Source organism: Vibrio sp. La 4.2.2 (assembly GCF_027586995.1).
GTDB lineage: Bacteria > Pseudomonadota > Gammaproteobacteria > Enterobacterales > Vibrionaceae > Vibrio > Vibrio mediterranei.
On record NZ_JAPPTJ010000010.1, the window covers coordinates 30,143 to 55,211 of the forward strand.

The following is a 25,069-nucleotide window of genomic DNA, read 5'->3' on the forward strand; positions in this document are numbered from 1 at the left end:
CAGAGGATAATTATCCTTGTTTACGTCGACGTAGACCTAACAGCAGCATCGCTGATAAACCCACTAAGCCAACCGAACCACCACGCATATTCAGATCAATTACCGCAGGATCATGGTCAGAAGAACGGTAATGGTCTTGATACTTAGGCAAATCACCTTTGTACTCATCGTTATAGTCAAACAGCGTCGACTCCGCCGCATTGATGTGCCACTCAGTGGCATCAACGACACGCTTCGACAAGCTTGGACTAATAAGGATATGGTCGAGCGCGCCGACTTCATCATTGTATGAGTAACTCCAACCTTGTGGATGCATCTCTCCGAGTACGTTGACGTAACCATAGCTGTGGTCAATGACCGCACCGTCATCACCAAATTGCTCTTGCTCACCAATAAAGGTATTGCGAGCAGCACGAATGGTTTTGCCATACTTCTCTTGACTGTAGTCAGTCAGAATTAGCAGTGGATCTTCTTTTCCATACGCATTGAAGTCACCCAAGACAATTTTATGTCCTTTAATCGCTTCCAACGCATCACCTAACGCAACAGCCGCTGCGACACGGAAGTTTTCACATGACCCTTGCTGATCAGTATCTTTGCCTGCTTGACCACCTTCAGCAACAGGAGCTGCATCTTCCCAACATTTAGAGCCTTTTGATTTGAAGTGATTGACCGCTACCGTCAGCTTCTCCTTCGCCCCTTTCACCTTAAAGGTTGGTGCCAGAGTATTACGTTGATAGTTCTTACCGTCTTCAATGACTTTGCCATCGTCATCCAGCACTTCAGGCGCAACCTGACGAGGCATTTCCAGTACATTAACTTGTTTTAGTTTCACTTGCTTAGGACGATAAATAACGCCAGTTGTAATGGCATCGGTACCCACTGCATCAAGCTTATCAATGACACCATCTTGATTGCTGTCTACCGAAACGAAGTCATAGTGCAATTTCTTGTTATCTATACGAGCGTTAAGCTCTCTGACTAACTGAGCAATGGCTCCATTGTCACCAAAGCCGTTGTTCTCTATTTCCATCAAACCAACAATGTCGGCATCAAGCTTGATAAGCGCATTGAGTATTTTCTCTTGCTGAACTTCAAACTCAGCAAAGTTGCTAGCACCTCGATTGCTGCCGAAGCGGTTTTCATCACCACCGAATGGCGAGGTAAAGTAGTTAAGAACGTTAAAGGTCGCAACACGTAGGTCTTTCTTGTTCCATGGCTGCTCAGCAAGCTCAGGAGCTTCAGTGCGCGGTGTATTACGAACGAAGTTATCAGCAGAAATAGTATTCGTCACAAACAGGCGGTAATCACCGTAGCTGTACCCAATGACCCCTTCAATATCGAACAAGGTATCGTTGATACGAATATAATCTTCCGTGCTGCCATCTTGGTCCACATCGGTACGACCAAATTCAGGGTAGTACGGCACTTTGCCATTTGGTGCTGCCGTTGGTGACTCAACAAATAGTCGACGTAAGCCGTTATCTTCGCTTTGCGCTTTAGCTTCATCAGAACCTGCGGCAAACTGCTGATTTGGATGCAGATTCACGCGTTCATGCGCCAACACCATATTGTTGCGACGTGCGCCATAGTCATAACCAAAGGTGCGACTAATACGCATATCAAGCGCTTTTGGTAGGCGCACTAGCATGCCTTCGTAACGCTCTAATGTCTGCTCAAAGTTCTCATCAGACTCAAGCACTTCAATTGCTGTTGCTTGTGGGGCTGCCTGTTCTCCTTGCTTAAACCAATCTTGTTCATTGAGCTTAAGCTGAGTCTGTCCATAGAACTCTTGGATTTGACCACGAACACAAACCACATCGCCAGCAGCTAGGCTTGGATTTGCTTGAGTGTAAACATACAAACCATTAGACGTTAACGGGTTATGATCATCCTGCAATGCCTCTAAATAGAAGCCTTGATTAATGCCCGTGCTTACCGCCGAGACCACGCCTTGAACAAAATACTGTTCACTAGTGATATATGGGTAGCCATTGATATAAGGAGAACTGCTGCCTTCACCCTGAATCGCTTGAATGTCAGTAAAGGTTGGTGCAGAACCGTTGTCGAGACATTGGAAAGGTGCTGGTGGTGTTAGGTCCTCCAACTGACCTAAACCGGTAACATCGTTCTTACTCAATGTTGCCCATTGTTCTGGTTGGTAAGTCACCGATGGTTGATGATAAGGCGTGTAACGCACTAAGGTTTTATCTGCACCAAAGTTGTCGCCCATCGTGCCAATCATATCGATGATTTGACCATTGCTATCCATCAGTGCAATCGGGTCGTCACCATTAAAATTCAATACTTGATCAGAGGTTGAAAGCGTTGCGACACCCAGAATGGCATCGTCTGCGCGAGAGTTTGCGAACACAAGTACTGACTTAGCTGGAATGACATAACTAGAGAGATCTAGTGTGCTCCAACTGCCGTTCCCATTTGGCGATTTAGCCAGTTGGTAACCCACCAACTGAACTTCTGAGTCACCAGAGTTGGCTATCTCAACTGCCTTGTTATAACCACTTCCCTCCACATATTGCGAAAGAAAGATCTCTGCGTTGGCACCTCCGGCTAATGCGGACGCTATCGCTAACGCTAACCACTGCTTTTTATTTGTGCGTGTCATCATTCACCTCGAATTAACTGGCAATGTTATCCCTTGCCTTTATTGCACTTTGTTGAATATAAAAATGATTATTTTCGAGACGAGTGTTGTCATTTAGAGTGCAAATGAACAATGAATATTCAGTTAACTGAGATACAGCTCTCATTCAAAGTTTGAACAATTTAGCCTGTGCCAAAAATTCAACAGGAAACGTTAGTAAGAGAATGCAGTGCGATAACACAAAAAAAAAGCCCTTTGGCGAACCAAAGGGCTTTTCAATATCTGGAGTATAACTTGTGCTATGGGCGAGTCACAAAACCTACCGCTTTGTAGGCTTCAGCCAGTGTCACTGCTGCACGAGCAGAGGCCTTTTCAGCGCCTTGGCGCATGACTTCATCCATATAAGTACGGTCGGCACGAATACGGTGGTATTCCGCTTGAATTGGCTCAAGCATAGCAACCAGCGCTTCACCTACATCTTTCTTAAACGGACCGTACATCTCCACACCAGCATATTGCGCTTCAATTTCTTCAAACGTTTTGCCCGTTGCTGCAGAGTAAAGGCCCATTAGGTTAGAGATGCCCGCTTTGTTTTCCCAATCGTTGGCAATGCGTGGCGGTGTCTCGGCATCGGTTTGCGCTTTATTGATCTTCTTGATGATCGACTTAGGCTCCTCGAGCAGAGTAATCACGTTCTTGCGGTTATCATCCGACTTAGACATCTTCTTAGTCGCATCTTGTAAGCTCATAACACGAGCGTTCACCGTTGGGATATAAGGCTCAGGAATAGTGAAAATCGGTGCTTCAGGGCTGTAGATATTGTTGAAACGAGTCGCGATATCACGCGCTAACTCTAAGTGCTGCTTCTGGTCACTACCCACTGGTACTTGGTGTGCACCGTAAAGCAGAATATCTGCAGCCATTAGCACTGGATAATCATAAAGACCAACGTTAACGTCATTAGCGTAACGCTGTGATTTGTCTTTAAACTGAGTCATGCGATTCAGTTCGCCCATTTGGGTATAACAGTTAAGAAGCCAACCAAGTTGAGCATGCTCAGGTACGTGTGACTGTACAAATAACGTGCTCTTCTTCGGATCAACACCAACTGCAAGGCAGATTGCGAGTGCGTCTAGTGTCGCTTCATGCAGTGCTTTTGGATCTTGACGAACCGTAATCGCATGAAGGTCAACAACGCAGTACTGGCAATCGTAATCATCTTGCATCTGTTGCCATTGACGTAGAGCACCCAAGTAGTTTCCGATACTTAGTTCACCTGACGGCTGAACACCACTCAATACGATGGGTTTGCTCATGATAATGATTCCTTCGACTTCTTAACGAGATAATTAGGATAATGAAAAACCGCGTAATTCCTTACGCGGTTCTAGCAGTGTACTCATTGGCGAGTATATTTCTAGTACTTTACTTGGCTTTTCACTCAGCAACGCACTTTTTGTCGAGATTTAGCCGTCAATTCCCACGGCTTCAAGCACGTCCGACACGATATCAGCAACAAAGTCAGGATTCGCATTGGCAATAGGTTCACCGTGGTTGTAACCATAAGTGAGTCCGAACGCTTGGCAACCTGCGTTACGCGCCGCCAAGATATCGTTTTTAGAATCCCCGACCATCAACACTTGTTCGGCAGATAACTGCTCTTGTTCCATCAACCAATGTAATGCAATTGGATCCGGTTTGCGTTTCGGGAACGCATCGCCGCCCAGTACATGCTTAAAGTACTTATCGAGCTTATGTTGCTCTAGCAATTCTGGAACAAACTTCGATGGTTTGTTGGTGAGCAGAGCTAAAGTAAAGCCATTCGCTACCAAGGTATCCAAGGTTTGATGTACAGCTGGATATAAGTGACTTAGCTTATGCCCACTGGCTTTATAAAAGTCATCAAACAAAGTACGAGCCTTCGCGAGCAACTCCGGCGACAGCTCAGGGTCAACAGTGATGCTTTGGCTTAATGAGCGACCAATTAAAATATCGGCACCGTTACCTACATAGTCACGAACTTGTTCTTCGGTGACACTCGGATAACCTAACTCTTGAACCGCCTGATCAGCCGCTAATGCCAAATCAGGTACGCTGTCGAGTAACGTCCCATCTAAATCAAAAACAACGAGTTTAATTGCGCTCATTTCTACTAATTCCAAATCTATTTGCTGTTTACTTTTGCCAGTTCAGCACGCATCTCGTCGATAACTTCTTTGTAATCTGGACGATTAAAGATAGCGCTACCGGCAACAAACATGTCTGCGCCCGCTTCGGCAATTTCTCGAATATTATCGACTTTCACGCCACCATCAATTTCTAAGCGAATGTTACGACCAGAAGCATCAATGCGTTTACGAACTTCACGTAACTTGTCTAGTGTCGACGGAATGAAAGATTGACCACCAAAGCCTGGGTTCACTGACATCAGTAGAATCAAGTCCACTTTGTCCATAATGTAATCAAGGCAAGAAAGAGGTGTGGCTGGGTTGAGTACTACACCAGCCTGACAACCGTGTTCTTTGATAAGTTGCAGTGTACGATCTACGTGCTCAGACGCTTCAACGTGGAAAGTAATCATACTCGCACCTGCTTTAGCAAAATCAGGAACAATGCTATCGACAGGTTTAACCATTAAGTGGACATCGATTGGAGCGGTAATGCCGTAGTCGCGTAGTGCTTTACAGATTGGTGCACCAAACGTCAGGTTAGGAACATAGTGATTGTCCATCACATCAAAGTGAACCACGTCAGCACCCGCAGCGAGTACTTTTTCAACGTCCTCACCTAGGCGAGCAAAATCTGCAGAGAGAATGGATGGAGCAATTAAAAAGTCTTTCATACCTAACCTCAGTTGAATTCAAAGCAAGCGAGTATCGCCAAGTTCGCGCAATTCTACCGAAGCGGTTGATTAAATCCTAGCCCTTACCAAGCAGTTATTGATCTTGCGGCTCAAATAACGCCAATAATTCGTCAACCTTATTACGACCTGCACCATTACGGCTGATGGTTCGCTTAACCTTGACCACATTCAGTTGCGCACCGTGATACAGGCGACGTGTCAAAGTGGTGTCGTGGTTAGAAATCAGCACCGGAATACCACGATCAAACGCGGCGTGCTCAGCCACGTCAGCAAGCGCTGCTTGGTCATCAAGACTAAACCCATTACCTGCATAAGAGGTAAAGTTGGCTGTGTTCGATAGTGGTGCGTATGGCGGATCGCAATATATTACGCTGCCTTTGCGCGCTCGTTTAAAGGTGTCGTGATATCCTTCGCAAACAAACGTGGCTTTCTTCGCTTTCTCAGCAAAGAAAATCAGCTCATTTTCTGGGAAATACGGTTTTTTATAAGAGCCGAAGGGCACGTTAAAGCCACCTTTTTTGTTGTAACGGCACAAGCCGTTAAAACCAAAACGGTTCATATAAAGAAAGGCGACGGAGCGAAACAAGACGTCGTCAGTCTGATTAAACTGGGCGCGAATATCCAAATACACTTCTTTGCGATTGTGTTCAGCAGTGAATAGGCGCTTTGCTTCAGCGACGTAGGTCTCGGGATCTGTTTTTAACAGATTATAGAGGTTAATTAAATCGGGATTGATATCGGCAAGTAAATACTGATCGTAGTCCGTATTTAGGAAGATAGACCCAGCACCAACGAAAGGCTCTACCAGCTTTCTTGCGTCTGGCAAATGCTTTTGAATGTCTTCAACCAAGCCATATTTTCCACCAGCCCACTTAAGAAAGGCGCGTTGCTTTTTCATTACTTGCTCTATCTACTGCCACCCCAAAAATTAAGGCTGGGGAATATATCATAATTCAATTTGTTATGTTGACCTTTCTAGCAGAAAGGTCAGCGAAAATCACCCACAGTGTTCACTGGAAGGTTACTCTTTCCAACGAGTAATTTCTCGCTGTACTTGGCTAAGAGATTTTGGCCAAGGTCCAAGAGACTGGATTTCTTCCGGTAACGCTTCCGCTGCATCACGTGCCGTTTGAATACTTGGATACACATCGTAAGTCACGATGTACCACTTCTCATCTCCACGCAACGTTGGATAAACACGGACTGGTTTGTCAAACGTGTGTTGGTTCAAAAACAACTGAACGTCTTTTAGCTCAGTCATCGCGGCGATTTGCAACGTGTAGTTATTTGCAGGCAAGGCATTGAGTTCTTCACGCGCGAAGGAAAACGTAATTGGAGTCTGCAGTTTCTGCGTACTATCCACATCAACTACTTCCACTTTTGGTGTGACCACATTTTGAACCTCAGCCGCTTTTGCCACTGCGACAGCAGTATTGTCATCTAATAAGGCATCTACAACGTCCGAGGTAATTACTACGCGCTCACCAGATTCTGCTACACCGACACTCGCGGTTTCTGATGTTACCGAAGGCGGTAGCGAAGCGGTATCATCCGTGGGCTCTAACTGGGACGGCATTTCTTTGTTAGCCCCTTCCGCTTGTTCTTCAGTAGCGGCATCGACTGGCCCATCTAAGGTAGGAATCACCGTTTGCTCAATCGTTACTTCGCTAGGCTCTGTGCTCTGCGGCGTTGGCGATTTTAGTAGCCAGCTGTAACCTAAAAATAGCAGCAAAACGATAACTGCCACTGTTGCTGCAATCTTGGCAGGTGAACCAACCAATGAACGAATAATCACCTTCTTTTCCATTTTTTGCTCTCCTAACGCCAAAATTTCACCCGGAAGCGGTTTAATGCTAGTAAACGCGCTTTTGACTCTTTTTTCAACGCTTTCATCAATATAGCGCAACACAAGAGTATCAAAAAAACGCTCAGCCTCCGCGTCGGTCAGTTCATCAACATCCAACTCTACCGGTTTACTATCAAGGCCATGACTCAATCGCGCTAGTCGGGAACTGAGCGAATCGCTAGCACTGAATAATACGATACTGATGTTCTGTTTAGTGACATGCAAAGAGGCGGTATACAGCAGCCATAGCTCGGCAAGTAAGGCTTGTGAGATGTGCTGAGCATCATCGACAACAATCACAATATTGCTCGCCTCACCCTCCAGAATACGCTCAACGCTGTCATGCAGTGAGTCGGTAGCGCTGTACATTGAATGAGGAAAGAGTTGACGAAGAATATTACTGCGGTTCACTTCATCATCTTGATTCGCGAAACAGGTAATCAGTGATTGGTTTTTGCCATGTGCCCAGGCTTCGAGATAGCGGTGTGCAAGCCAAGTTTTTCCGGCGCCAGACTCACCTTTGATAACGACAAAACTCGACGCAAATTGAGTCAGTAGCTGCACACGCTCTAGTAGTTGGGTCTGCGAATCTAATTCCAATACTCGCAGCTCATACGACAAACTCATTCTGATCCTATCTACCTAGTCATTAAACCTAAAAAAGGCCCCATTACGGAGCCTCACATCTAACTTACCTTCAATAGCATCGACAATATCGAACTACTGTCGGCACAAGTCGATAGCTTGTTTGATGATGTCACTCGGAACGTCAGAAACCACCTGAGCAGTACCAACAGACGTTGGTAGCACGAGACGTAACTTACCCGATAAGACTTTTTTATCACGCATCATATGCTTGATAAAGTCTTCAAAACTCATTGATTCCGGAGTGTGTACAGGCAATTTAGCGCGCTCTAGCAAAGTGATAATACGTGTCACTTGCTCTGCGGTTATATCACCAAGCAAATGCGCGGTATGGGCGGCCATAGCTGTACCGGAAGAGACTGCCTCTCCATGTAACCATTTACCATACCCTAGTTCTGCTTCAATCGCATGACCAAATGTATGACCTAGATTCAATAACGCGCGAATACCCGACTCTTTCTCATCTTGAGCCACAACCTCAGCTTTAATCTGACAGCAGCGAGCAATAGCATAAGTCAGGGCTTGTTGATCCAATGCATAAAGCTTATCGAGGTTTTGCTCTAGCCATTCAAAGAAGGCTTCATCATAGATGATGCCATACTTGATCACCTCAGCAACACCCGCGGCGAATTCACGCGCTGGTAAGGTCTTAAGACAGTTGGTATCAATGATGACAGATTGAGGCTGATAGAAAGCACCAATCATGTTTTTGCCAAGCTCGTGGTTAACGGCGGTTTTGCCGCCCACAGATGAGTCGACTTGGGATAATAGCGTGGTTGGGATTTGAACAAAATCCACGCCACGTTGATAGCAAGCGGCAGAAAAACCGACAAGATCGCCAATCACACCACCACCAAGGGCAACAACTACTACATCACGACCATAGTTACCTGACAGTAAATGTGTCATAACCGTATTGAAGGTGTCTAGTGTCTTGTATTGCTCACCATCAGGCAGTTCGAGTAATGAGGTTTTGCAACCTTTATTATCAAGCTGCTTCAGAATAGCATCAGCGTAGAGGGGGGAAACGGTGGTGTTAGTGATAACAACCACTGATTTTCCATCTGGAATTTGGGCAAATTGAGCCGAGTCATTAAATAACCCGGCACCAATTGAAATTGGGTAGCTACGCTCACCAAGTTCGACCGTAATCCGTTCCATGGTTTGCTCTCCTATTGAAGAAAGAAAGTTAGACTTGACCTTCTTCTAGCATTTTTACGATCTGGTTGGCTACCACTTTTGCACTTTGATCATCAGTACGAACCACATAGTCCGCCACATCTTTGTAAAGATCATTGCGCTCGTCCGCTAAAGACTCAAGTACTTCGCGCGGGTTGTCCGTTTGAAGCAGCGGTCGTTTTTTGTCGCGATTTGTGCGAGCAAGCTGTTTTTCGATGGTTGTTTCCAGATAGACAACAATACCACGCGCAGAAAGGCGATTACGGTTGTCTTTACTTTTAACTGAACCACCACCTGTAGCAAGTACAATACCTTGCTGTTCGGTTAGATCGTTAATAACGGTTTCTTCGCGTTTGCGGAAACCTTCTTCACCTTCAACGTCAAACACCCATGCGATGTCTGCGCCTGTACGCTCTTCAATTACTGTATCAGAGTCAACAAACTCCATGTGTAGTTGTTGAGCTAGGTGTCTACCGATTGTACTTTTGCCGGCACCCATAGGGCCAACAAGAAAAATATTACGTTTCTCAGCCATGTTTAGCATTAATTTACAACGTTAATTCAATGACATCGCCACAAGAAAAGACCGAAAAGGAGCCTCGGAAAAAGGGCTTGTGGCACCAATTCCTCACAGATAAGTCGTGATAAGACCCGAAATTATCAAGGTAAGGTGCCTTGAATGCAACTTTATTTTTAGTCCTTTTGAATTATTTGATACTTTACAGATAGTTACTGAGTAATAATCTTAGGAGTTACGAAGATCAGTAACTCATTCTTACCGATGTTTTCATAGGTTCGTCTAAATAATGCCCCTAACCCCGGAATATCACCAAGAACTGGCACTTTATCTACCTTGCTGGTCATGGCATGTTGAAAAATACCGCCTAGCACCACAGTTTCGCCATCATTAACCAGAACTTGAGTCCCTATCCTTTGAGTATCAATCGCCACAGTTTCACCCTCTAGGGTTTTCAGCACTTCACCAACCCTGTCTTGAGTCACATCTAAGTCGAGAATAAGTCGATTGTCGGGCGTGATCTGCGGAGTCACCGTCAAGGAAAGCACCGCTTTTTTGAACTCAACTGCTGTCGCTCCACTCGATGTCGATTTCAAATATGGAATTTCTGTTCCCTGCTCTATATAAGCAGACTTTTTATTGGTAGTGATAAGACGTGGACTGGATATGATTTCGGCTTTCGATTCACTTTGTAATGCGGACAACTCTAGATCAAGTAACGTATTTGAGCCGAGGCTTGCTACTTGAAATGCGATACTGGCGGCATTGTCAGACAGCGCCCCCAAGTTAACATTAAGGAAGTCATCAATGTCCACTTCTCCCCCACCGATGCCAGACGAAGCAAGGTTGCCTTCTATCGTACTGCCGATCGTGGTGTCACCATTTATCGATGTATAACCCCACCGTATCCCCAACTCTTCAATATTACCCTCTTTGATAGTGACCACTCGCGCTTCAATTTGTACCTGTTTCACGGGTATATCGAGTGAGGCAATAATCTCTTTAATCACGCGAAGATTTTCAGGCAGTTCTCGCACCAATAAGGCGTTGGTGCGCTCATCGATAGCCACTGAACCTCGTTCAGATAACATACTGACATCACTATCTCCACCAATCATGGCCGCTACATCCGCCGCTTTAGCATAGTTAATATTAATGATTTCCGATTTTAGTTGACCGATTTGCTCGGCCAAGCGACTCTTTTCTAACGCCTGCTTCTCTTGTAAATCTAACTCTGTTTTAGGGGCCACCATGATGATGTTGCCCTTGACCCGTTTGTCTAACCCTTTTACTCGCAGGATAATGTCGAGGACTTCCGTCCATGGCACGCCATCTAAACGCAAGGTTAAGTTACCTTGGACACTATCGGATACCACTAAATTAAAGTGGTTATAGTCAGCCAGAAGCTGTAATACACTGCGCACAGGAATGTCTTGGAAATTGATTGAAGTGAGCTTGCCACTATGACTACCAAACAATTTTTGTTCATCACTTTGTTGCTGAGACAGAGGTAAAATTGTCACTTTCAGTTGTTTACCATGCATCGTATATTGATATTGAACTGCCATAGCGGTCTCGACAAAGATCCGAACATCGGGACTATCATCAAATAGTTCTATCTGATTCACTGCGGTAGAAAAATCCGTGACATCCAAAATCGCCAGCTTGTCTGACGCTATTTGGGTTTGCTTTACCACAATCTTTATTCCTTGCGACTCTGCGCTAATATCTACGACACTGCCAACATGAGAAAGCTCAACAACGACTACTGCGCGCTTCTGTTTATCCAGTTCAAATGAGACATCAACAAGTTGATTAGTTTGGGGCGTGGCGATCAAATCAGTACTGATGATTAACACCCACAAATAGACAGTCCCCCTCCAAGTGGACAACTTTTTTCTCGTCACTGTTTGTATCTCCATTACTTCAGTGCCAATGTAATTTGCCTTTGACGCCAACACCCTAATCCATCGGGAAGCGTCTCATGAATAATTAGCTTATCTGCTGTTATCTGTTTAATTAGGCCGCTGTTTTCACCTATGTATTGTCCCGCGCTAACTGTCACTATTCGATTTATAGGTAAAGCCACTAGTCCTCTGCGCTGCTCCCCTTTCCCCATCACTCCTTTCAATTGCATGTCATTAAGCGAGTAACGCTCTAAAGGCACTTTGCTACGGATCTTAGGCTGCCAGCAAGATAAGTTGGCCACAGATTGAGAGTGATTCTGAATCATTGCAGGCAAGTCAAAAGGCGAGCTCCGATTTGTGGGCGTAAACTTAATAACCTCGATAGTAGAGAAAAGCGGCGTATCGGCTTGTGTTGTTTTCGCCTCTCGCAACACCTGAGTAACGAACTCATTCAATGGGTCCTGTTTTGCTCGACAACCCATTAACACTGAGGTGCTGATAAGCATCAAACTAATTCTTACCAGCATCGCCTTTCTCCCCAAAATCCTCATGCAGTTGATAGGTTGCAGCTTGAACTCGGAAATGTAATACACTGCTTTCCTGACTCACTCGCTGCCACTCAGCATCTTCGATAAGCACCATTCGAGACAACTCGGCAATGGCCTGACTAAAGTGACCAATGTCGTTGTAATTTCCGGTGAGTTCTATATTTATTGGCAGCTTATAGAGAAAGTGCTCCGAAGCGCGCTTGCCCCAGTCAATTCGAGTGAAAGTGAGTTGGTTGTGCAGCCCTTCTTGGTTGACACCGGCAAGTAGTGTCGCGAGTTCTTGTTGAACTGGTAGTAAATGAAGTAACCGTTGATAGCGACTTCTCACCAGCTCAAGTTGCTGCTTTTTATTAGGCAGGTTCGCCGTTTGCGCAACTACTGTTTTTAGCTCTAGTTTTAACCGTTGTTCCAACTGCACAGCTCGTTCTAACTCATCAGAATTAGACTTTGTTGAAAACCAAAACCATGCATAAGTCGATGACATGAAAACCAATAGGCCGATAACAAGCTGGTAGTTAAATGGCCAATCTTTTATGTCATCCAGTTCAAAGTCCAACACTTGTCGTTACCCTACTTCTTTCGACTGAAATATCTTTAGTGCTGGCGGCAACAAAGTACTCAGAGATACTTGAAACGAGAGTTCAAATGCTTGGTAGCTTTTATCAAACCGCTGACGCCCATGAACAATAGAGTGAATTTCGACATAACTAACGGTGGGTTCCTGTTCAAATCGTTCCAACATTTCGGCCAGCAGCGCTGTATTTTCACTGATACCAAACAATTTAAAGCGCTGTCCTCGCATACGAATCCTATCGATGTACACACCTTGAGGAATCAGGGCTGGAATCAGATTCATTACTGCTGTTGTTTTTCCCCGCTCCGCTTGCAGTGTTTGCACCAACTCTAGACGCTGCAGAAGATTTTCGTATTGAGTGGTTACATCCGATAGCTGATTCATCCGCAGCCTTTGCTCAGTGATAGCCTTTTGAAGATAGACAACACGCTGATTCTGAATCGCCACCTCCGACTCGAAATGGTGCAGCGCCAATGTAGAAATAAAGTAGCCACCTAATACAGCAGTGATGATCAATATTACAAAGCGCTGTCGGTGATGATGACGCTGCTGCTCACGCCAAGGCAGTAAATTAATCACTGACATTTAGTGCTCCTGAGTCCAGTGAATCGCGTTAAGCGCGATGCCCAACGCAGTAGCATAAGTACTGCCTAATTTATATTGGTTATCACTCAGCGAGGTGAGATAGTCACTGATGCACTCAACGCTCATATTGGTGCGGGTGGTAATCAAGTCCACCACATCGCTGTCTTGAACATGACCACCGGTAAGGAACAGCCCTCCAACTTGATGTCCTTCAAGCATGGAACGGAATAATTGTAATTGCGCACTCACTTTATGCAGCACGGTCCCAAACTGCGTTGAAATTGCGGAGTTATAAGGCGCTTGAATAGCGAGATGAGCGTCTTGATCGCACGTTATGCTCCAAGCTTTGTGCAGCTCTAAAGGCAGTTGAAGCGGCGGCAGTAATGACACATTTTTCTGTCCTACATCTAGTAACACCCAATTACTGAACTGTGGGTAGGTCGTCAACACTAACTTCTGAACACTGCGCAACGCATGAATATTAGTGCTAATCAGTTGTGGTTTAAAACCAAGTGCTTTCACTACTTGAATCCGATTATCAATGATATTGTGACGCGCTACATGAACTTGATAGGCTGCTGTCTCTTGATTGGGATTTGGCTCGTTTTGGGGTGGCACAGCGACATAGTCAATCGCTAAAGCCTCTGAATCATACGGCGTTTGATAGCTCATTGCTTGGTGAACGGCGTACTCAAGTTCATCATTAACAAGTCTAGCGTCCAGGTTAATCACTTTGCTCACCACGGTACTTTCTGGAATCGCTATGGCTGCCTGTTTACGAAAAATGGGCACGATCTTTCGGAGAATTTTAAGTTTCTTAACAGTTTCTTGATGTTTGAGCGTATAGGGATCAGCGAAAATGGCGGCGCAACCATTAAGCTCTAGTTGGTTTACAATTTTGATGTCAGAACCTTCATACGCCAGCACGACTGCTTTCGTACTGTGATGACCGATATCGATACCTGTAATCCATTTTCTTGCCATTTAAATAACCTCAACGAATGCATTAACAACGTGAAAAGGTTGAGATCGACGCTCAAATAAGCGTTAATTAACCCTAATAGGTAAATTTTTGGTCTAGAGTACAAGTAATTGCCTACCCATAACCTTAATTAATCAGGGAATCTCCGGTGAAGTTCATAAAGAGACTGTTGGTTTTTGCATTGATTTGCATGCTGCTTGGAGTCGGTACCATCTTCGGGTTTTACTACTACGTAAAACCTGAGTTACCCGACGTTGCAACGTTAAAAGATGTACAGCTACAAACTCCAATGCAGGTGTTTAGCCAAGATGGGAAGTTGATCGCACAGTTTGGCGAAAAGCGTCGTATTCCAATATCTTACGATGAGATCCCTCAAGAGCTTATCGATGCGCTGATTGCGACGGAAGACAGTCGCTACTACGACCACTATGGTTTTGACCCAATTGGTATTACACGTGCTGCAGTAGCCGTCATTGCTTCAGGTAGCGCGTCTCAAGGTGCGAGTACCATTACCCAACAGTTAGCTCGTAACTTCTTCTTATCTAACGAGAAGAAGGTCATGCGTAAAATTAAAGAGATCTTTATTGCGGTACACATTGAGCAATTGCTAAGCAAGCAAGAGATCATGGAGTTGTACGTCAATAAAATCTTCCTAGGTTATCGCTCATACGGCTTTGGTGCAGCAGCACAAGCTTATTTTGGACGCGACCTTAAAGATCTAACGCTAAGTGAAATTGCTGTGCTGGCTGGTTTGCCTAAAGCGCCATCAACAATGAACCCGATCTATTCGGTCGAACGTGCAACGCAGCGCCGCAACGTGGTGCTGTCTCGTATGTTGTCAGAGAAGTACATCACTCAAGCGCAATTTGATGAAGCTCGTGCCGAACCTATTATTTCTCAATATCATGGTGCAGAGATCGAACTCAGCGCACCTTATGTAGCAGAAATTGCTCGAGCTTGGATGGTAAATCGCTATGGTGAAGCAGCATATGAATCTGGTATGCGCATCACCACAACAATTGACTCTAAGCTGCAAAAAGCGGCTCATATTGCAGCCATCAAAAACTTGCTTAGCTACGATGAACGTCACGGTTATCGTGGTGCTGAAAAAGTACTTTGGAAACCAGACCAAACAGCAATGAGTCAAGAAGAGATCGCCAAACATCTTCGCAGCCAACCAACGTATGGCGAGCTACGCCCAGCCGTTGTTGAGAAGGTCGAAGGTAAAACAGCTACGGTATACGTTAAGAGCTACGGCGAGCAGACCATTGATTGGGACAACATGAAATGGGCACGTAAGTTTAGAACCGATGACCGTCAGGGCGATGCACCAAAAACAGCGTCAGATATCGTAGCGGTTGGCCAGCAAATTTGGGTGCGCGCTGCCGATTTAGACGGTACGCCAGATGTGGCTCCTGAGGATAAAGAAGTACAAACCGAAGAAGGCGAGACACCAGAACCTGTAGCGATTACATGGCGCTTAAGCCAAGTTCCGAATGCAAATACCGCTTTCGTCGCTATCAACCCTGAAAATGGTGCTGTGCTTTCTTTAGTTGGTGGCTTTAACTTTGTTCACAGCAAGTTTAACCGTGCTACTCAGTCGGTGAGGCAAGTAGGTTCTAGTATCAAACCATTTATCTATGCCGCTGCATTGGATAAAGGGATGACACTGGCAAGCCTAGTCAATGATGCCCCAATCAACAAATGGGACAAGAGTGCAGGTACCGCATGGCGCCCGAAAAACTCACCACCGACCTATACTGGCCCTACTCGTCTAAGAATTGGTCTAGCACAATCTAAAAACGTCATGGCTGTACGCGTACTACGTGAAGTTGGTTTAGATGAAACTCGTGATTACCTGACTCGTTTTGGCTTTGATAAATCGAAGCTACCACGTTCAGAAACGATTGCTTTAGGTGCAGGTAGTTTGACACCTATCCAGATGGCACAAGGTTTCTCAGTGTTTGCCAATGGTGGCTACTATGTAGAGCCCTATTACATCAGTAAGGTTGAAGACCCATTTGGTAAGGTCGAGTTCGAAGCGAATCCAAAAGTAGTGTGTCACCAAAACTGTCCAGAAATGCAAGCACCAGAAATGAACAGTGCAAGCTATGATGACAACAGTGCAGCACCAAGCATTGAAGAAGCGACAAATGCGACAGAGCTAACACCAGTCGACATCGCTCAGTTCAATGAGGAGGACATGAACTCGGACGAACCACGCTATGCGCCAAAAGTTCTATCGGAACAAACTGCGTTCTTAACTCGAGAAATGCTCTACAGCAACGTCTGGGGTGGCGGTAACTGGCGAGAAGGCACTGGCTGGAACGGCACTGGTTGGCGAGCTCAGAAGCTCAAGCGTCGTGATATCGGCGGTAAAACCGGTACGACTAATGACTCGAAAGATGCATGGTACAACGGTTATGGTCCAGGTATTGTTGCCACTGCGTGGGTTGGCTTTGATGACCACCAGCGCAAGCTAGGTCGTACCACAGCAAACCCGAACCTAGGTAAAGACCAAATTACTGGCGCAGAAGCTGGTGCTAAGACTGCGCAACCAGCTTGGGTTGACTTTATGCATGTTGCTTTAGAAGGTCACCCTCAACAAGCGAAGCAAATCCCGAATGACATTACTCGTGTTCGTATTGATCGTGATTCAGGAATGCTAACCAATAAGACCGATGGTTCTACCATGTTTGAATACTTCAAAATTGGTACCGAACCAAAAGAGTATGTCCAAGACAGCCTTACTGACACCTTATATTCAAGCGATGAATCGGGTGGCGATAGTCTGTTCTAAGTTTGAACGATAAATAAGAAAAAAGGGGCGTTTACGCCCCTTTATGATATCTGAGAGTTGCTATTTAGAGCAGTCTCAAAGCTAGCCTGATCGTTAGCTTAAATACTCGCTAATCGCCTTAGCCAACTTTTCAAACCTTGCGCGAAGCGGCGAGCCTGGTCGATAAGCAAGGACAATACTTCGAGAAGGCGTTGGATTAATAGCAGTCACATAACAAACACCATCTTTCACTTTTTCTGTCGGTAAGGAGAGCTCCGGCAATAAAGTAATACCTGCACCAGCTGCCACCATATTTCGTAGAGTCTCAAGGCTCGTCGCTTTAAAACGCTCATCATCCCGAGCGCCAGCAGCAAAACAGAAACCCAACGCTTGGTCGCGTAAACAGTGTCCATCGCCTAATGAGAGTACGGTCTGACCATTCAACTCTGCCATTTCGATCTGGTCCTTGTTAGCCCATTCATGATCACAAGGTACAGCCACACTCATTGGCTCGTTATATACTTCAATTTCTTTAAAAGGTGCCGTTTCGGGTACCGAAGCCAGAACTAAACAGTCCAATTTACCTTCTTCCAACTGTCTTACTAGCTGATGAGTTTGCGCTTCATGCAAATAAAGCTCTAGCTCCGGAAACGCATCTTTCAGTTTAGGGATGATTTTAGGAAGTAAATAAGGTCCAACGGTGGGAATGAAACCAATATGCATAGGTCCAGTCATTTCACCACTCTGCCCTGCCGCCATCTCACGAAAGGTTTTTACTTCTTTTAACACACGCTTAGCCTGCTCCACCAACTGCAAACCCGCATCGGTGAACAACACTCTTCGACTGCTGCGTTCGAGCAGTGACGTGCCAATTTCATCTTCGAGTTTACGAATTTGACCACTTAAGGTCGGTTGACTGACAAAACATGCCTCAGCAGCCTTACGAAAGTGCTTATGTTCCGCTAGAGCGACGAGGTACTCAAAATCGCGAATGTTCATTGCTGACTCCGATAGAATATAGCTATCGATACCATAACAATAAACGATTAGAACTATCAATCCATTTTTTTGATAATGGTCTCAACGAAGCACAGCAGTAAGCGCTAAGCTCACAGAGATTTTCAAGTTAATCGAATTTAAGATTCCATAAGGACAAGATTATGTTTGCATCTAAAGAAGGCCAAGCCGTTCCTCAAGTGACATTTCCAACTCGTCAAGGTGACGCATGGGTTAATGTAACCACTGATGAACTTTTTAAAGGTAAAACGGTTATCGTATTCAGCTTGCCGGGTGCTTTCACACCAACCTGTTCTTCTAGCCACTTACCACGTTACAATGAACTTTTCCCAGTCTTCAAAGAGCATGGCGTAGATGAAATTCTTTGTGTGTCTGTAAATGATACATTTGTAATGAACGCTTGGAAGAACGACCAAGAAGCTGAGAACATCACCTTCATCCCAGATGGCAATGGTGACTTCACTGAAGGCATGGGTATGCTGGTTGAGAAAAACGATCTTGGCTTTGGTAAGCGCTCGTGGCGCTACAGCATGTTGGTGAAAGATGGCATCGTAGAAAAAATGTTTATCGAACCAAACGAGCCGGGTGACCCGTTCAAAGTCTCTGACGCAGATACTATGTTGGGCTACATTGCACCTGATTACCGAACTCAAGAATCAATCACAGTATTCAGTAAACCTGGTTGTCCGTTCTGTATGAAAGCAAAACAGAACCTGATTGACCACGGCTTGCAATATGAAGAGGTCATTCTGGGTAAGGATGCAACAACGGTAACACTGCGCGCTATCTCTGGCCGTACAACAGTTCCGCAAGTCTTTATCGGCGGTAAACACATTGGTGGTAGCGAGGAACTAGAAGCTTATCTAGGCTAAAGTTTCTTATACTCAAATAGACACTAAAAAAGCGAGTCCCATATGGGCTCGCTTTTTGGTTTCATCTTAGGATAGCTTTTGGCTTACTTTGTCTCAATTTCAGCGGCAATAACAGAAATCTCTACCAACAACGCTTCACGCGCCATATCACCAGTCACACACGCACGAGCTGGAGCAAAACCAGCGGGGACCCAAGCATCCCATACCGCGTTCATTGCTTGGAAATCTTGCATGTCTTTTAGGTAGATAGTTGCCGACAGCATGTGCTCTTTGTCACTACCTGCTTCCAAGAGCAACGCTTCAACCTTATCGAGCATGGTTTGTGTCTGCTCTGTAATATCTTTCGTCGCGTCTGCACAAACCTGACCACATAGGTAAATAGTACCGTTGTGCTTAACAATGCGGCTCATGCGCTCTTTCGTATGGATGCGTTCAATCATTCTTCTCTTCTTAGTCTCAGGGGACGGCTTATAGTGAAACAGGAAAGCGTATTCTAACGGATTCAATAGAAGTTCAACACGGCTACACTGTGACATGCTTGGCGATAACAGAATTCAATCAAGGATTTACCGAACGGCAGAAAGAAAAAAGCCCCGTAGTCAACCTTGACTCGGGGCCTTCTTAGATTCTTCTAAGAAAAAGCAGTGGTACTTTAATAGACCGCGCCTTTTCTTATTTGTTCCCAGAAAAATGATCTTTTTTTAAAATTTTTTCGATCTTTTTCTTACTCAGTTATTTTTCAATGAGTTAGGCAACATTCATCTTAGTAATTATTTGCTCTACTAAGTTAACTTCCAGCGCTACCTCATCACAAGCATGCTGTCTTGGACACTGATCACAGTCTTTCAGAACTTTCTCAGGCAATAGCGTCTTCGACGTTGGAATGAAATCATGCTTCATAAAGAACTCTGGCGTACGGGTCAGTACAAAGACCTTCTTAATCGCCATCTTACGCGCTTTCTCAACCAGGTGTTGCACAATAGCAGTACCTTGCCCTTGACCTTGCCAACCTGCTTCAACACCTAGCGAGCGAATTTCAGCCAGTCCTGAGTCATACACATACAAGGATGCACAGCCTGTTACTTCCCCATGATGTTCTGCTACCGCAAATGAGCCAATGTCACGCACCAATTCATTACGACTGCGCGGTAAGTTCTCTCCAAGGTTGGCCCAATAAGCCACCATGCTTTCCAACGCATCGATATCAGTGAGTCTTGCAGAACGGACTTTCACTGCCGAGTTATCACGAGCACTTAGACGCTTTTCTGCCTGATCAACTGCATAAGCCACTTGCTGAGGCGCAACACCACCTAAGGCACTACGTTTCTCAAGACAGCTTTCAATAGTAAGAATGTCATACACGTCTTGTTCAATGACTGGAGAGAACTCTTGCAGCTCAGCAATAGATAATTCTTCTAAAGCACAGCCCTTAGCAATTGCACTCACCACCGCAACGCCAACAATATGGTGCGCCTCACGGAACGGAATACCTTTAGCAACCAGATAATCAGCAAGCTCGGTCGAGTTTGCGTAACCTTGCTTCGCCGCTTCAAGAGTACGTTCACCATTTACCTTGATACCATCAAAACACAGTGCTGCCATTTCCATGCAGTCGTTCCAGGTATCTAGTGCATCGAATAGACCTTCTTTGTCTTCCTGCATATCTTTGTTGTAAGCAAGTGGCAACGCCTTTACTGTCATCATCATGCCAGCCAATGAACCGTAAACACGGCCCGTTTTACCACGAATTAACTCAAGCGCATCCGGGTTCTTTTTCTGTGGCATTAGAGAAGAGCCAGACGTCACTGTATCTGCGAGCTCAATGAAATTAGATTCACCAGAATTGTAGAAGATCATGTCTTCAGCGAGACGAGATAGGTGCAACATCGAGATAGATGCGATAGACATCAGCTCCATAACATGGTCACGGTCTGATACGGAATCCAGACTATTACGTGTTGCTCTTCTGAAACCAAGGTTATGAGCTAGCTGCTCACGATCCATCGGATAAGCTGTCCCAGCAAGTGCTCCTGAGCCTAATGGGCATGTATCCAGACGCTTGATAGCATCTTCCAAACGCGAATAATCACGCTCAAACATCTCTACGTAAGCCAAACACCAATGTGCAAATGTCACCGGTTGAGCACGCTGCAAGTGAGTGTAGCCAGGAAGCACAGTATCTTGATGGACTCTCGCCACCTCAACCATTTGCGATTGCAGCCTATCTAAACCGAGTAATAGCTGTTGACCTTGCTGACGACACCATAACTTTAGATCGGTCGCTACTTGGTCATTACGAGAACGTCCAGTATGCAGTTTTTTGCCGAGGTCGCCGACTTTGCCAATAAGCTGTTGTTCAACCCAGCTATGAATATCTTCCGCATCAGAGCGTAAGATTTGCTTAGGGTTTTCCATGACCTCAAGCTTAAGTTCGTTTAATGCTAACTCAAGCTTTTGCTGTTCTTCCTCAGTTAATACATCCACCGATACCAGCGCTTTTGACCAAGCAATTGAACCAACAATGTCTTGCTCAGCAAGTCGGTAATCAAAGCGCAATGAATCATTAAAGTCTTTGAATCTCGTATCTGCTGCTTGGGTAAATCTTCCGCCCCATAATGCCATCGTGTCTCTCCTAACTGCTCAATCTTCACTGCTTTGTTCGGCTTGAATCTGATGCAACTCAGTTTCTTTATTGTTAGGTTTCAACTTACGGCAAATTGAATTAAAAATAAAGTAAAAATTCATTTATTTCACATAAATATTCAAAATAAATCAATTTAGTGACTGACGTTGCGGCAAAAAACAAGAAACCCATTTGATATCAAATGGGTTTCGTTATTTCAATCAGTATAGCGAAGCATGCGATCTCATGCAGGGTGATATGAGATTACTTTCTCTTCACTTCGTTAAGAGCACGGATACGGCTTGAAAGTGAGTACAGGCGGATAAAGCCTTCTGCATGACTTTGGTCATACACTTCATCTTCACCAAACGTCGCAAACTCTTCGCAGTACAGGCTGTTCACACTGCGTTTTTGCGTCACAATCGCTTGACCTTTGTATAGTTTGATAACAACTTCGCCGTTAACGTCTTGAGCAAGCTCTTCTGACGCCGCGAGAATTGACTTACATAGCGGTGTAAACCAACGACCATCATAGACAAGGTGCGACGCTTTAATGCCTAGCTCTTCACGGAACTCAAACGACGTTTTATCCAAAACAAGTTGCTCAACCGCACGCAGCGCTTCCATCATAATAGTGCCCCCCGGAGTTTCATAACAACCACGAGACTTCATACCAACCAAACGGTTTTCAACGATATCAATACGACCAACACCGTGCTTCGCGCCTTTCTCATTTAGGTACACTAGCGCATTGTATGGCGTCATTTGCTCGCCATCGACAGCAACGACTTCACCTTGTTTCACTTCTAAAGTCACATACTCCGCCTCGTTTGGCGCTTGCTCTGGGTCAACAGTCCATACCCAGCAATCTTCATTTGGCGCATTCCAAGTATCTTCTAGAACACCACCTTCTGTAGAGATATGCCATGCGTTCGCATCACGTGAGTAAATCTTGGTCAGAGAAGCAGTACACGGAATGTTACGCTCTGCCAGATAGTCTAAGCACTCCTCACGGCTAACGAGATCCCATTCACGCCAAGGTGCTATCACTTTTAGGTCAGGGGCAAGCGCTGCAAATGCACCTTCAAAACGAACTTGGTCATTACCCTTACCTGTACAGCCATGACACAGTGCGTCCGCGCCTACTTTACGTGCCACTTCAACCTGAGCCTTCGCAATGATAGGACGTGCCATTGACGTGCCTAGTAGATATTTGCCTTCGTAATACGCACCCGTTTTTAACGTAGGGAAGATATAATCTGCGACCATTTCTTCTTTAAGGTCAGCGATGTAACACTCTGATGCACCCGATGCTTTGGCTTTTTCTTCAATGCCGATAAGCTCTTCTTCGCCCTGACCAACATCCGCCACAAATGCTACAACTTCACAGTCATAGTTTTCTTTTAGCCATGGAATGATCACAGACGTATCCAGACCGCCGGAATAGGCTACAACAACTTTTTTTACAGATGGTTTGCTCATGTTTCTCTCCTTGTCCGAGCCTGATTTTGGCGGTCAGTGCCTCGGGTTACTCAACTATTCAGATAACTGTTTTAACAAAAATTAATTGGGTACGAACTGGGTGCCGATGCTTTTACCAGCAAACAATTCGACTAACTTATTCGGATAGCGCCACGTGGCGACTTCAATTGGACGGCCAAGATCGTTCGCCGCTTCCAGAGCAGCTTGAACTTTAACGATCATGCCGTCGGTAATCACTTTGCCTTCAATCAAGGCATCCGCCTCTTGCTGAGTTAAGCTCGGCAACAAATGACCTTTGCCATCTAATACTCCACTCACGTCAGAGAGCAGGACTAATTCCGCATCTAATGCACCCGCTACAGCAACAGCCGCTTGGTCCGCATTAATATTCATTAGCTGACCTTGGTTATCAAGACCGATGGAGCTAATGATAGGCAGAGCGCCGGTTTTGAGGACAGCTTGTAATACCGCAGGGTTACCTGGTTTCGCACTACCAACAGCACCTAGTTCAGGATCTAACTCGCTCACTTCACACAAGCCGCCATCAGCAAGGCTCAAACCTACCGCATTAATACCCGCTTTGATGGCATCACCTTGAAGCAACTTGTTGGCCGTACCAGCCAGTGCGCCAGCAATTAATGGAATTTGGTCGTAAGGAGTAACACGTAGCCCTTGCTTTTTTACTGTTGGAAGATTCAATTGCTTCATTAAATCATCCACCAGGTAGCCACCACCATGAACAATCACAATCTCTCGTTGTGCTTGTTTCTGATAGTCGGAGATTGCTGCAAACAGTTGCCCCAGTGTCTGTGAACAAGACAGCGCAGCACCACCTAATTTGATAACTAATGGTGTATTTTGATTACTCATTCCGCGTTCCTCGCTCTAGATAAGTGCCGTTAACTGGGCAAACTGGTTTTTAATGTTTAGGCACTGCATTGCTTGGCTCGATGCCCCTTTTAGCAAGTTATCAATGGCTGAAACAACGATGATATGTTGACCCTGTAGCTTCCAACCTAAGTCGCAGAAAGGGGTGTTCTCAACATCTTGAATTCTTGGAATCACATTACCTTTAACGCGTACACCAGGCTGTCCTTGATACGCTGACGCGAATGCAGCTTCAACTTGTTCCTCAGTCACACCCTCATTGAGCTTCATGGTAATCGTTGCAAGGATGCCACGTTTAAAGTTGCCTAAATGAGGCGTAAAGATCACATCACAACCTAAGTGTGTGGCAATCTCTGGCTGATGTCTGTGATTGAACAACCCGTATGGTTGCAGGCTCACTTCACAAAAACTATTGGTCATGGTCGCTTTGCGGCCCGCACCTGTCACTCCACTAGTGGCGTTAATCACTGGCCACATTTGGGTATCGATAATGCCAGCTTCCAGCAAAGGCTTAATCGCCAGTTGCGAAGCGGTTGGATAACATCCCGGAACAGCAACTAATTGAGCCTGCTCGATATCTTGTGCATTCCATTCAGCTAAGCCATACGCCGCCTTGTCCAACCAGCTTTCATTTTGATGCTCAAAGCCGTAGAACGTGGTATAAAAATCGTCGGCTTTAACCCTATAAGCACCTGATAAGTCAAACACTTGGCAACCTTGTTCTAAAAATTCTGGTGCCAAGTCATGACTGACTTCATGCGCTGTGGCAAGAAAAACAATATCGCATTCACTTGCCGCCTTTTTGACGTCGTTTAATGGTTGAACCGACATATCGACTAAGCCTGCAAGTTTGCCATGCAGTTGTGAAATCGGCTTACCTGCATCCACACTATTGGCGGACACGTATAAACCTGATAGCGTGAGTTCAGGGTGTTTTGTGACCATAAGAGCGAGCTCCGCTCCTGTGTATCCTGTTGCGCCAATAATGGTGGTTTTCAGCATTTCTCTACATCCGTTAATGAGTCTGTTGAACTAGGCTTGTTATATCGGTTTATGAATATGGCAATTAATGACTATAAATATAAAAAAAAGCTCTTTAATTGATTTTTTATTCATTAATTTTGATTTAATATGTGTTTTACCGTCTTAAGATTAAT

General features: G+C 45.2%; 21 protein-coding genes. 2 read left to right on the forward strand and 19 right to left on the reverse strand.

Annotation, left to right across the window (positions count from 1 at the left end; genetic code table 11):
• Positions 1 to 10: 10 nt before the first annotated feature.
• From OH456_RS20165 to pilM, 13 genes are all read right to left on the reverse strand, one after another.
• Positions 11 to 2,626: an ExeM/NucH family extracellular endonuclease gene (locus OH456_RS20165; RefSeq protein ID WP_164491434.1), complete on the reverse strand. Its 2,616-nt coding sequence runs from the start codon at positions 2,624 to 2,626 to the stop codon at positions 11 to 13.
• 278 nt (positions 2,627 to 2,904) lie between these two features.
• Positions 2,905 to 3,921 (reverse strand): tryptophan--tRNA ligase, encoded by a 1,017-nt coding sequence (gene trpS, locus OH456_RS20170; protein ID WP_006074824.1) that lies wholly within the window; start codon positions 3,919 to 3,921, stop codon positions 2,905 to 2,907.
• A gap of 150 nt (positions 3,922 to 4,071) precedes the next feature.
• A complete protein-coding gene (locus OH456_RS20175) occupies positions 4,072 to 4,752 on the reverse strand; it encodes a phosphoglycolate phosphatase (RefSeq protein WP_006074825.1) in 681 nt (226 codons plus the stop codon).
• 17 nt (positions 4,753 to 4,769) lie between these two features.
• Positions 4,770 to 5,447 carry a ribulose-phosphate 3-epimerase gene (gene rpe / locus OH456_RS20180; protein WP_006074826.1) on the reverse strand — a complete coding sequence of 226 codons (678 nt, stop codon included), beginning with the start codon at positions 5,445 to 5,447 and terminating at the stop codon, positions 4,770 to 4,772.
• Between the two features lie 94 nt (positions 5,448 to 5,541).
• Entirely contained in the window at positions 5,542 to 6,366 is an 825-nt protein-coding gene (locus tag OH456_RS20185) for a Dam family site-specific DNA-(adenine-N6)-methyltransferase (RefSeq protein WP_006074827.1), read from the reverse strand.
• Positions 6,367 to 6,489: 123 nt separating this feature from the next.
• On the reverse strand, positions 6,490 to 7,941 hold the full coding sequence (locus OH456_RS20190) for an SPOR domain-containing protein (protein WP_270034109.1): 1,452 nt from the start codon (positions 7,939 to 7,941) through the stop codon (positions 6,490 to 6,492).
• Between the two features lie 93 nt (positions 7,942 to 8,034).
• Entirely contained in the window at positions 8,035 to 9,120 is a 1,086-nt protein-coding gene (gene aroB / locus OH456_RS20195) for a 3-dehydroquinate synthase (RefSeq protein ID WP_006074829.1), read from the reverse strand.
• A gap of 28 nt (positions 9,121 to 9,148) precedes the next feature.
• Positions 9,149 to 9,673 carry a shikimate kinase AroK gene (gene aroK / locus OH456_RS20200; protein ID WP_038231065.1) on the reverse strand — a complete coding sequence of 175 codons (525 nt, stop codon included), beginning with the start codon at positions 9,671 to 9,673 and terminating at the stop codon, positions 9,149 to 9,151.
• Between the two features lie 194 nt (positions 9,674 to 9,867).
• Positions 9,868 to 11,577, reverse strand: coding sequence for a type IV pilus secretin PilQ (locus tag OH456_RS20205; protein ID WP_270034110.1), 1,710 nt, complete (start codon positions 11,575 to 11,577; stop codon positions 9,868 to 9,870).
• Positions 11,577 to 12,089 carry a pilus assembly protein PilP gene (locus tag OH456_RS20210; protein ID WP_270034111.1) on the reverse strand — a complete coding sequence of 171 codons (513 nt, stop codon included), beginning with the start codon at positions 12,087 to 12,089 and terminating at the stop codon, positions 11,577 to 11,579. Before OH456_RS20210 ends, OH456_RS20205 begins: the two co-directional genes overlap by 1 nt.
• A complete protein-coding gene (locus tag OH456_RS20215) occupies positions 12,073 to 12,669 on the reverse strand; it encodes a type 4a pilus biogenesis protein PilO (RefSeq protein WP_270034112.1) in 597 nt (198 codons plus the stop codon). The genes OH456_RS20210 and OH456_RS20215 overlap by 17 nt, the downstream gene beginning before the upstream one ends.
• Positions 12,670 to 12,675: 6 nt before the next feature.
• On the reverse strand, positions 12,676 to 13,269 hold the full coding sequence (locus tag OH456_RS20220; RefSeq protein WP_270034113.1) for a PilN domain-containing protein: 594 nt from the start codon (positions 13,267 to 13,269) through the stop codon (positions 12,676 to 12,678).
• Positions 13,270 to 14,253, reverse strand: a complete 984-nt coding sequence (gene pilM / locus OH456_RS20225) for a pilus assembly protein PilM (protein ID WP_270034114.1) — start codon at positions 14,251 to 14,253, stop codon at positions 13,270 to 13,272.
• Between the two features lie 146 nt (positions 14,254 to 14,399).
• Here pilM and OH456_RS20230 point away from each other — a divergent pair, with 146 nt between their 5' ends.
• Positions 14,400 to 17,051, forward strand: a complete 2,652-nt coding sequence (locus OH456_RS20230) for a penicillin-binding protein 1A (RefSeq protein ID WP_270034115.1) — start codon at positions 14,400 to 14,402, stop codon at positions 17,049 to 17,051.
• Between the two features lie 93 nt (positions 17,052 to 17,144).
• Here the strand turns inward: OH456_RS20230 and oxyR are convergent, their stop codons facing one another.
• Positions 17,145 to 18,029 (reverse strand): DNA-binding transcriptional regulator OxyR, encoded by an 885-nt coding sequence (gene oxyR / locus OH456_RS20235; protein WP_270034116.1) that lies wholly within the window; start codon positions 18,027 to 18,029, stop codon positions 17,145 to 17,147.
• 161 nt (positions 18,030 to 18,190) lie between these two features.
• Between oxyR and OH456_RS20240 the strand changes: the two genes are divergently transcribed.
• Positions 18,191 to 18,919, forward strand: coding sequence for a redoxin family protein (locus OH456_RS20240; protein WP_006071142.1), 729 nt, complete (start codon positions 18,191 to 18,193; stop codon positions 18,917 to 18,919).
• 83 nt (positions 18,920 to 19,002) lie between these two features.
• Here OH456_RS20240 and OH456_RS20245 read toward each other — a convergent pair whose 3' ends face one another.
• The 5 genes from OH456_RS20245 to argC all read right to left on the reverse strand — a co-directional run bounded on the left by OH456_RS20245 (position 19,003) and on the right by argC (position 24,914).
• Positions 19,003 to 19,359: a RidA family protein gene (locus tag OH456_RS20245; protein ID WP_006071144.1), complete on the reverse strand. Its 357-nt coding sequence runs from the start codon at positions 19,357 to 19,359 to the stop codon at positions 19,003 to 19,005.
• Positions 19,360 to 19,666: 307 nt separating this feature from the next.
• Complete coding sequence (gene argH / locus OH456_RS20250; RefSeq protein ID WP_006071145.1) at positions 19,667 to 21,541, reverse strand: argininosuccinate lyase; 1,875 nt, start codon at positions 21,539 to 21,541, stop codon at positions 19,667 to 19,669.
• Between the two features lie 265 nt (positions 21,542 to 21,806).
• Entirely contained in the window at positions 21,807 to 23,024 is a 1,218-nt protein-coding gene (locus OH456_RS20255) for an argininosuccinate synthase (protein WP_006071150.1), read from the reverse strand.
• Between the two features lie 81 nt (positions 23,025 to 23,105).
• Positions 23,106 to 23,894, reverse strand: a complete 789-nt coding sequence (gene argB, locus OH456_RS20260; protein ID WP_063603938.1) for an acetylglutamate kinase — start codon at positions 23,892 to 23,894, stop codon at positions 23,106 to 23,108.
• 15 nt (positions 23,895 to 23,909) lie between these two features.
• Complete coding sequence (gene argC / locus OH456_RS20265) at positions 23,910 to 24,914, reverse strand: N-acetyl-gamma-glutamyl-phosphate reductase (protein ID WP_038230967.1); 1,005 nt, start codon at positions 24,912 to 24,914, stop codon at positions 23,910 to 23,912.
• Between the last annotated feature and the right edge of the window lie 155 nt (positions 24,915 to 25,069).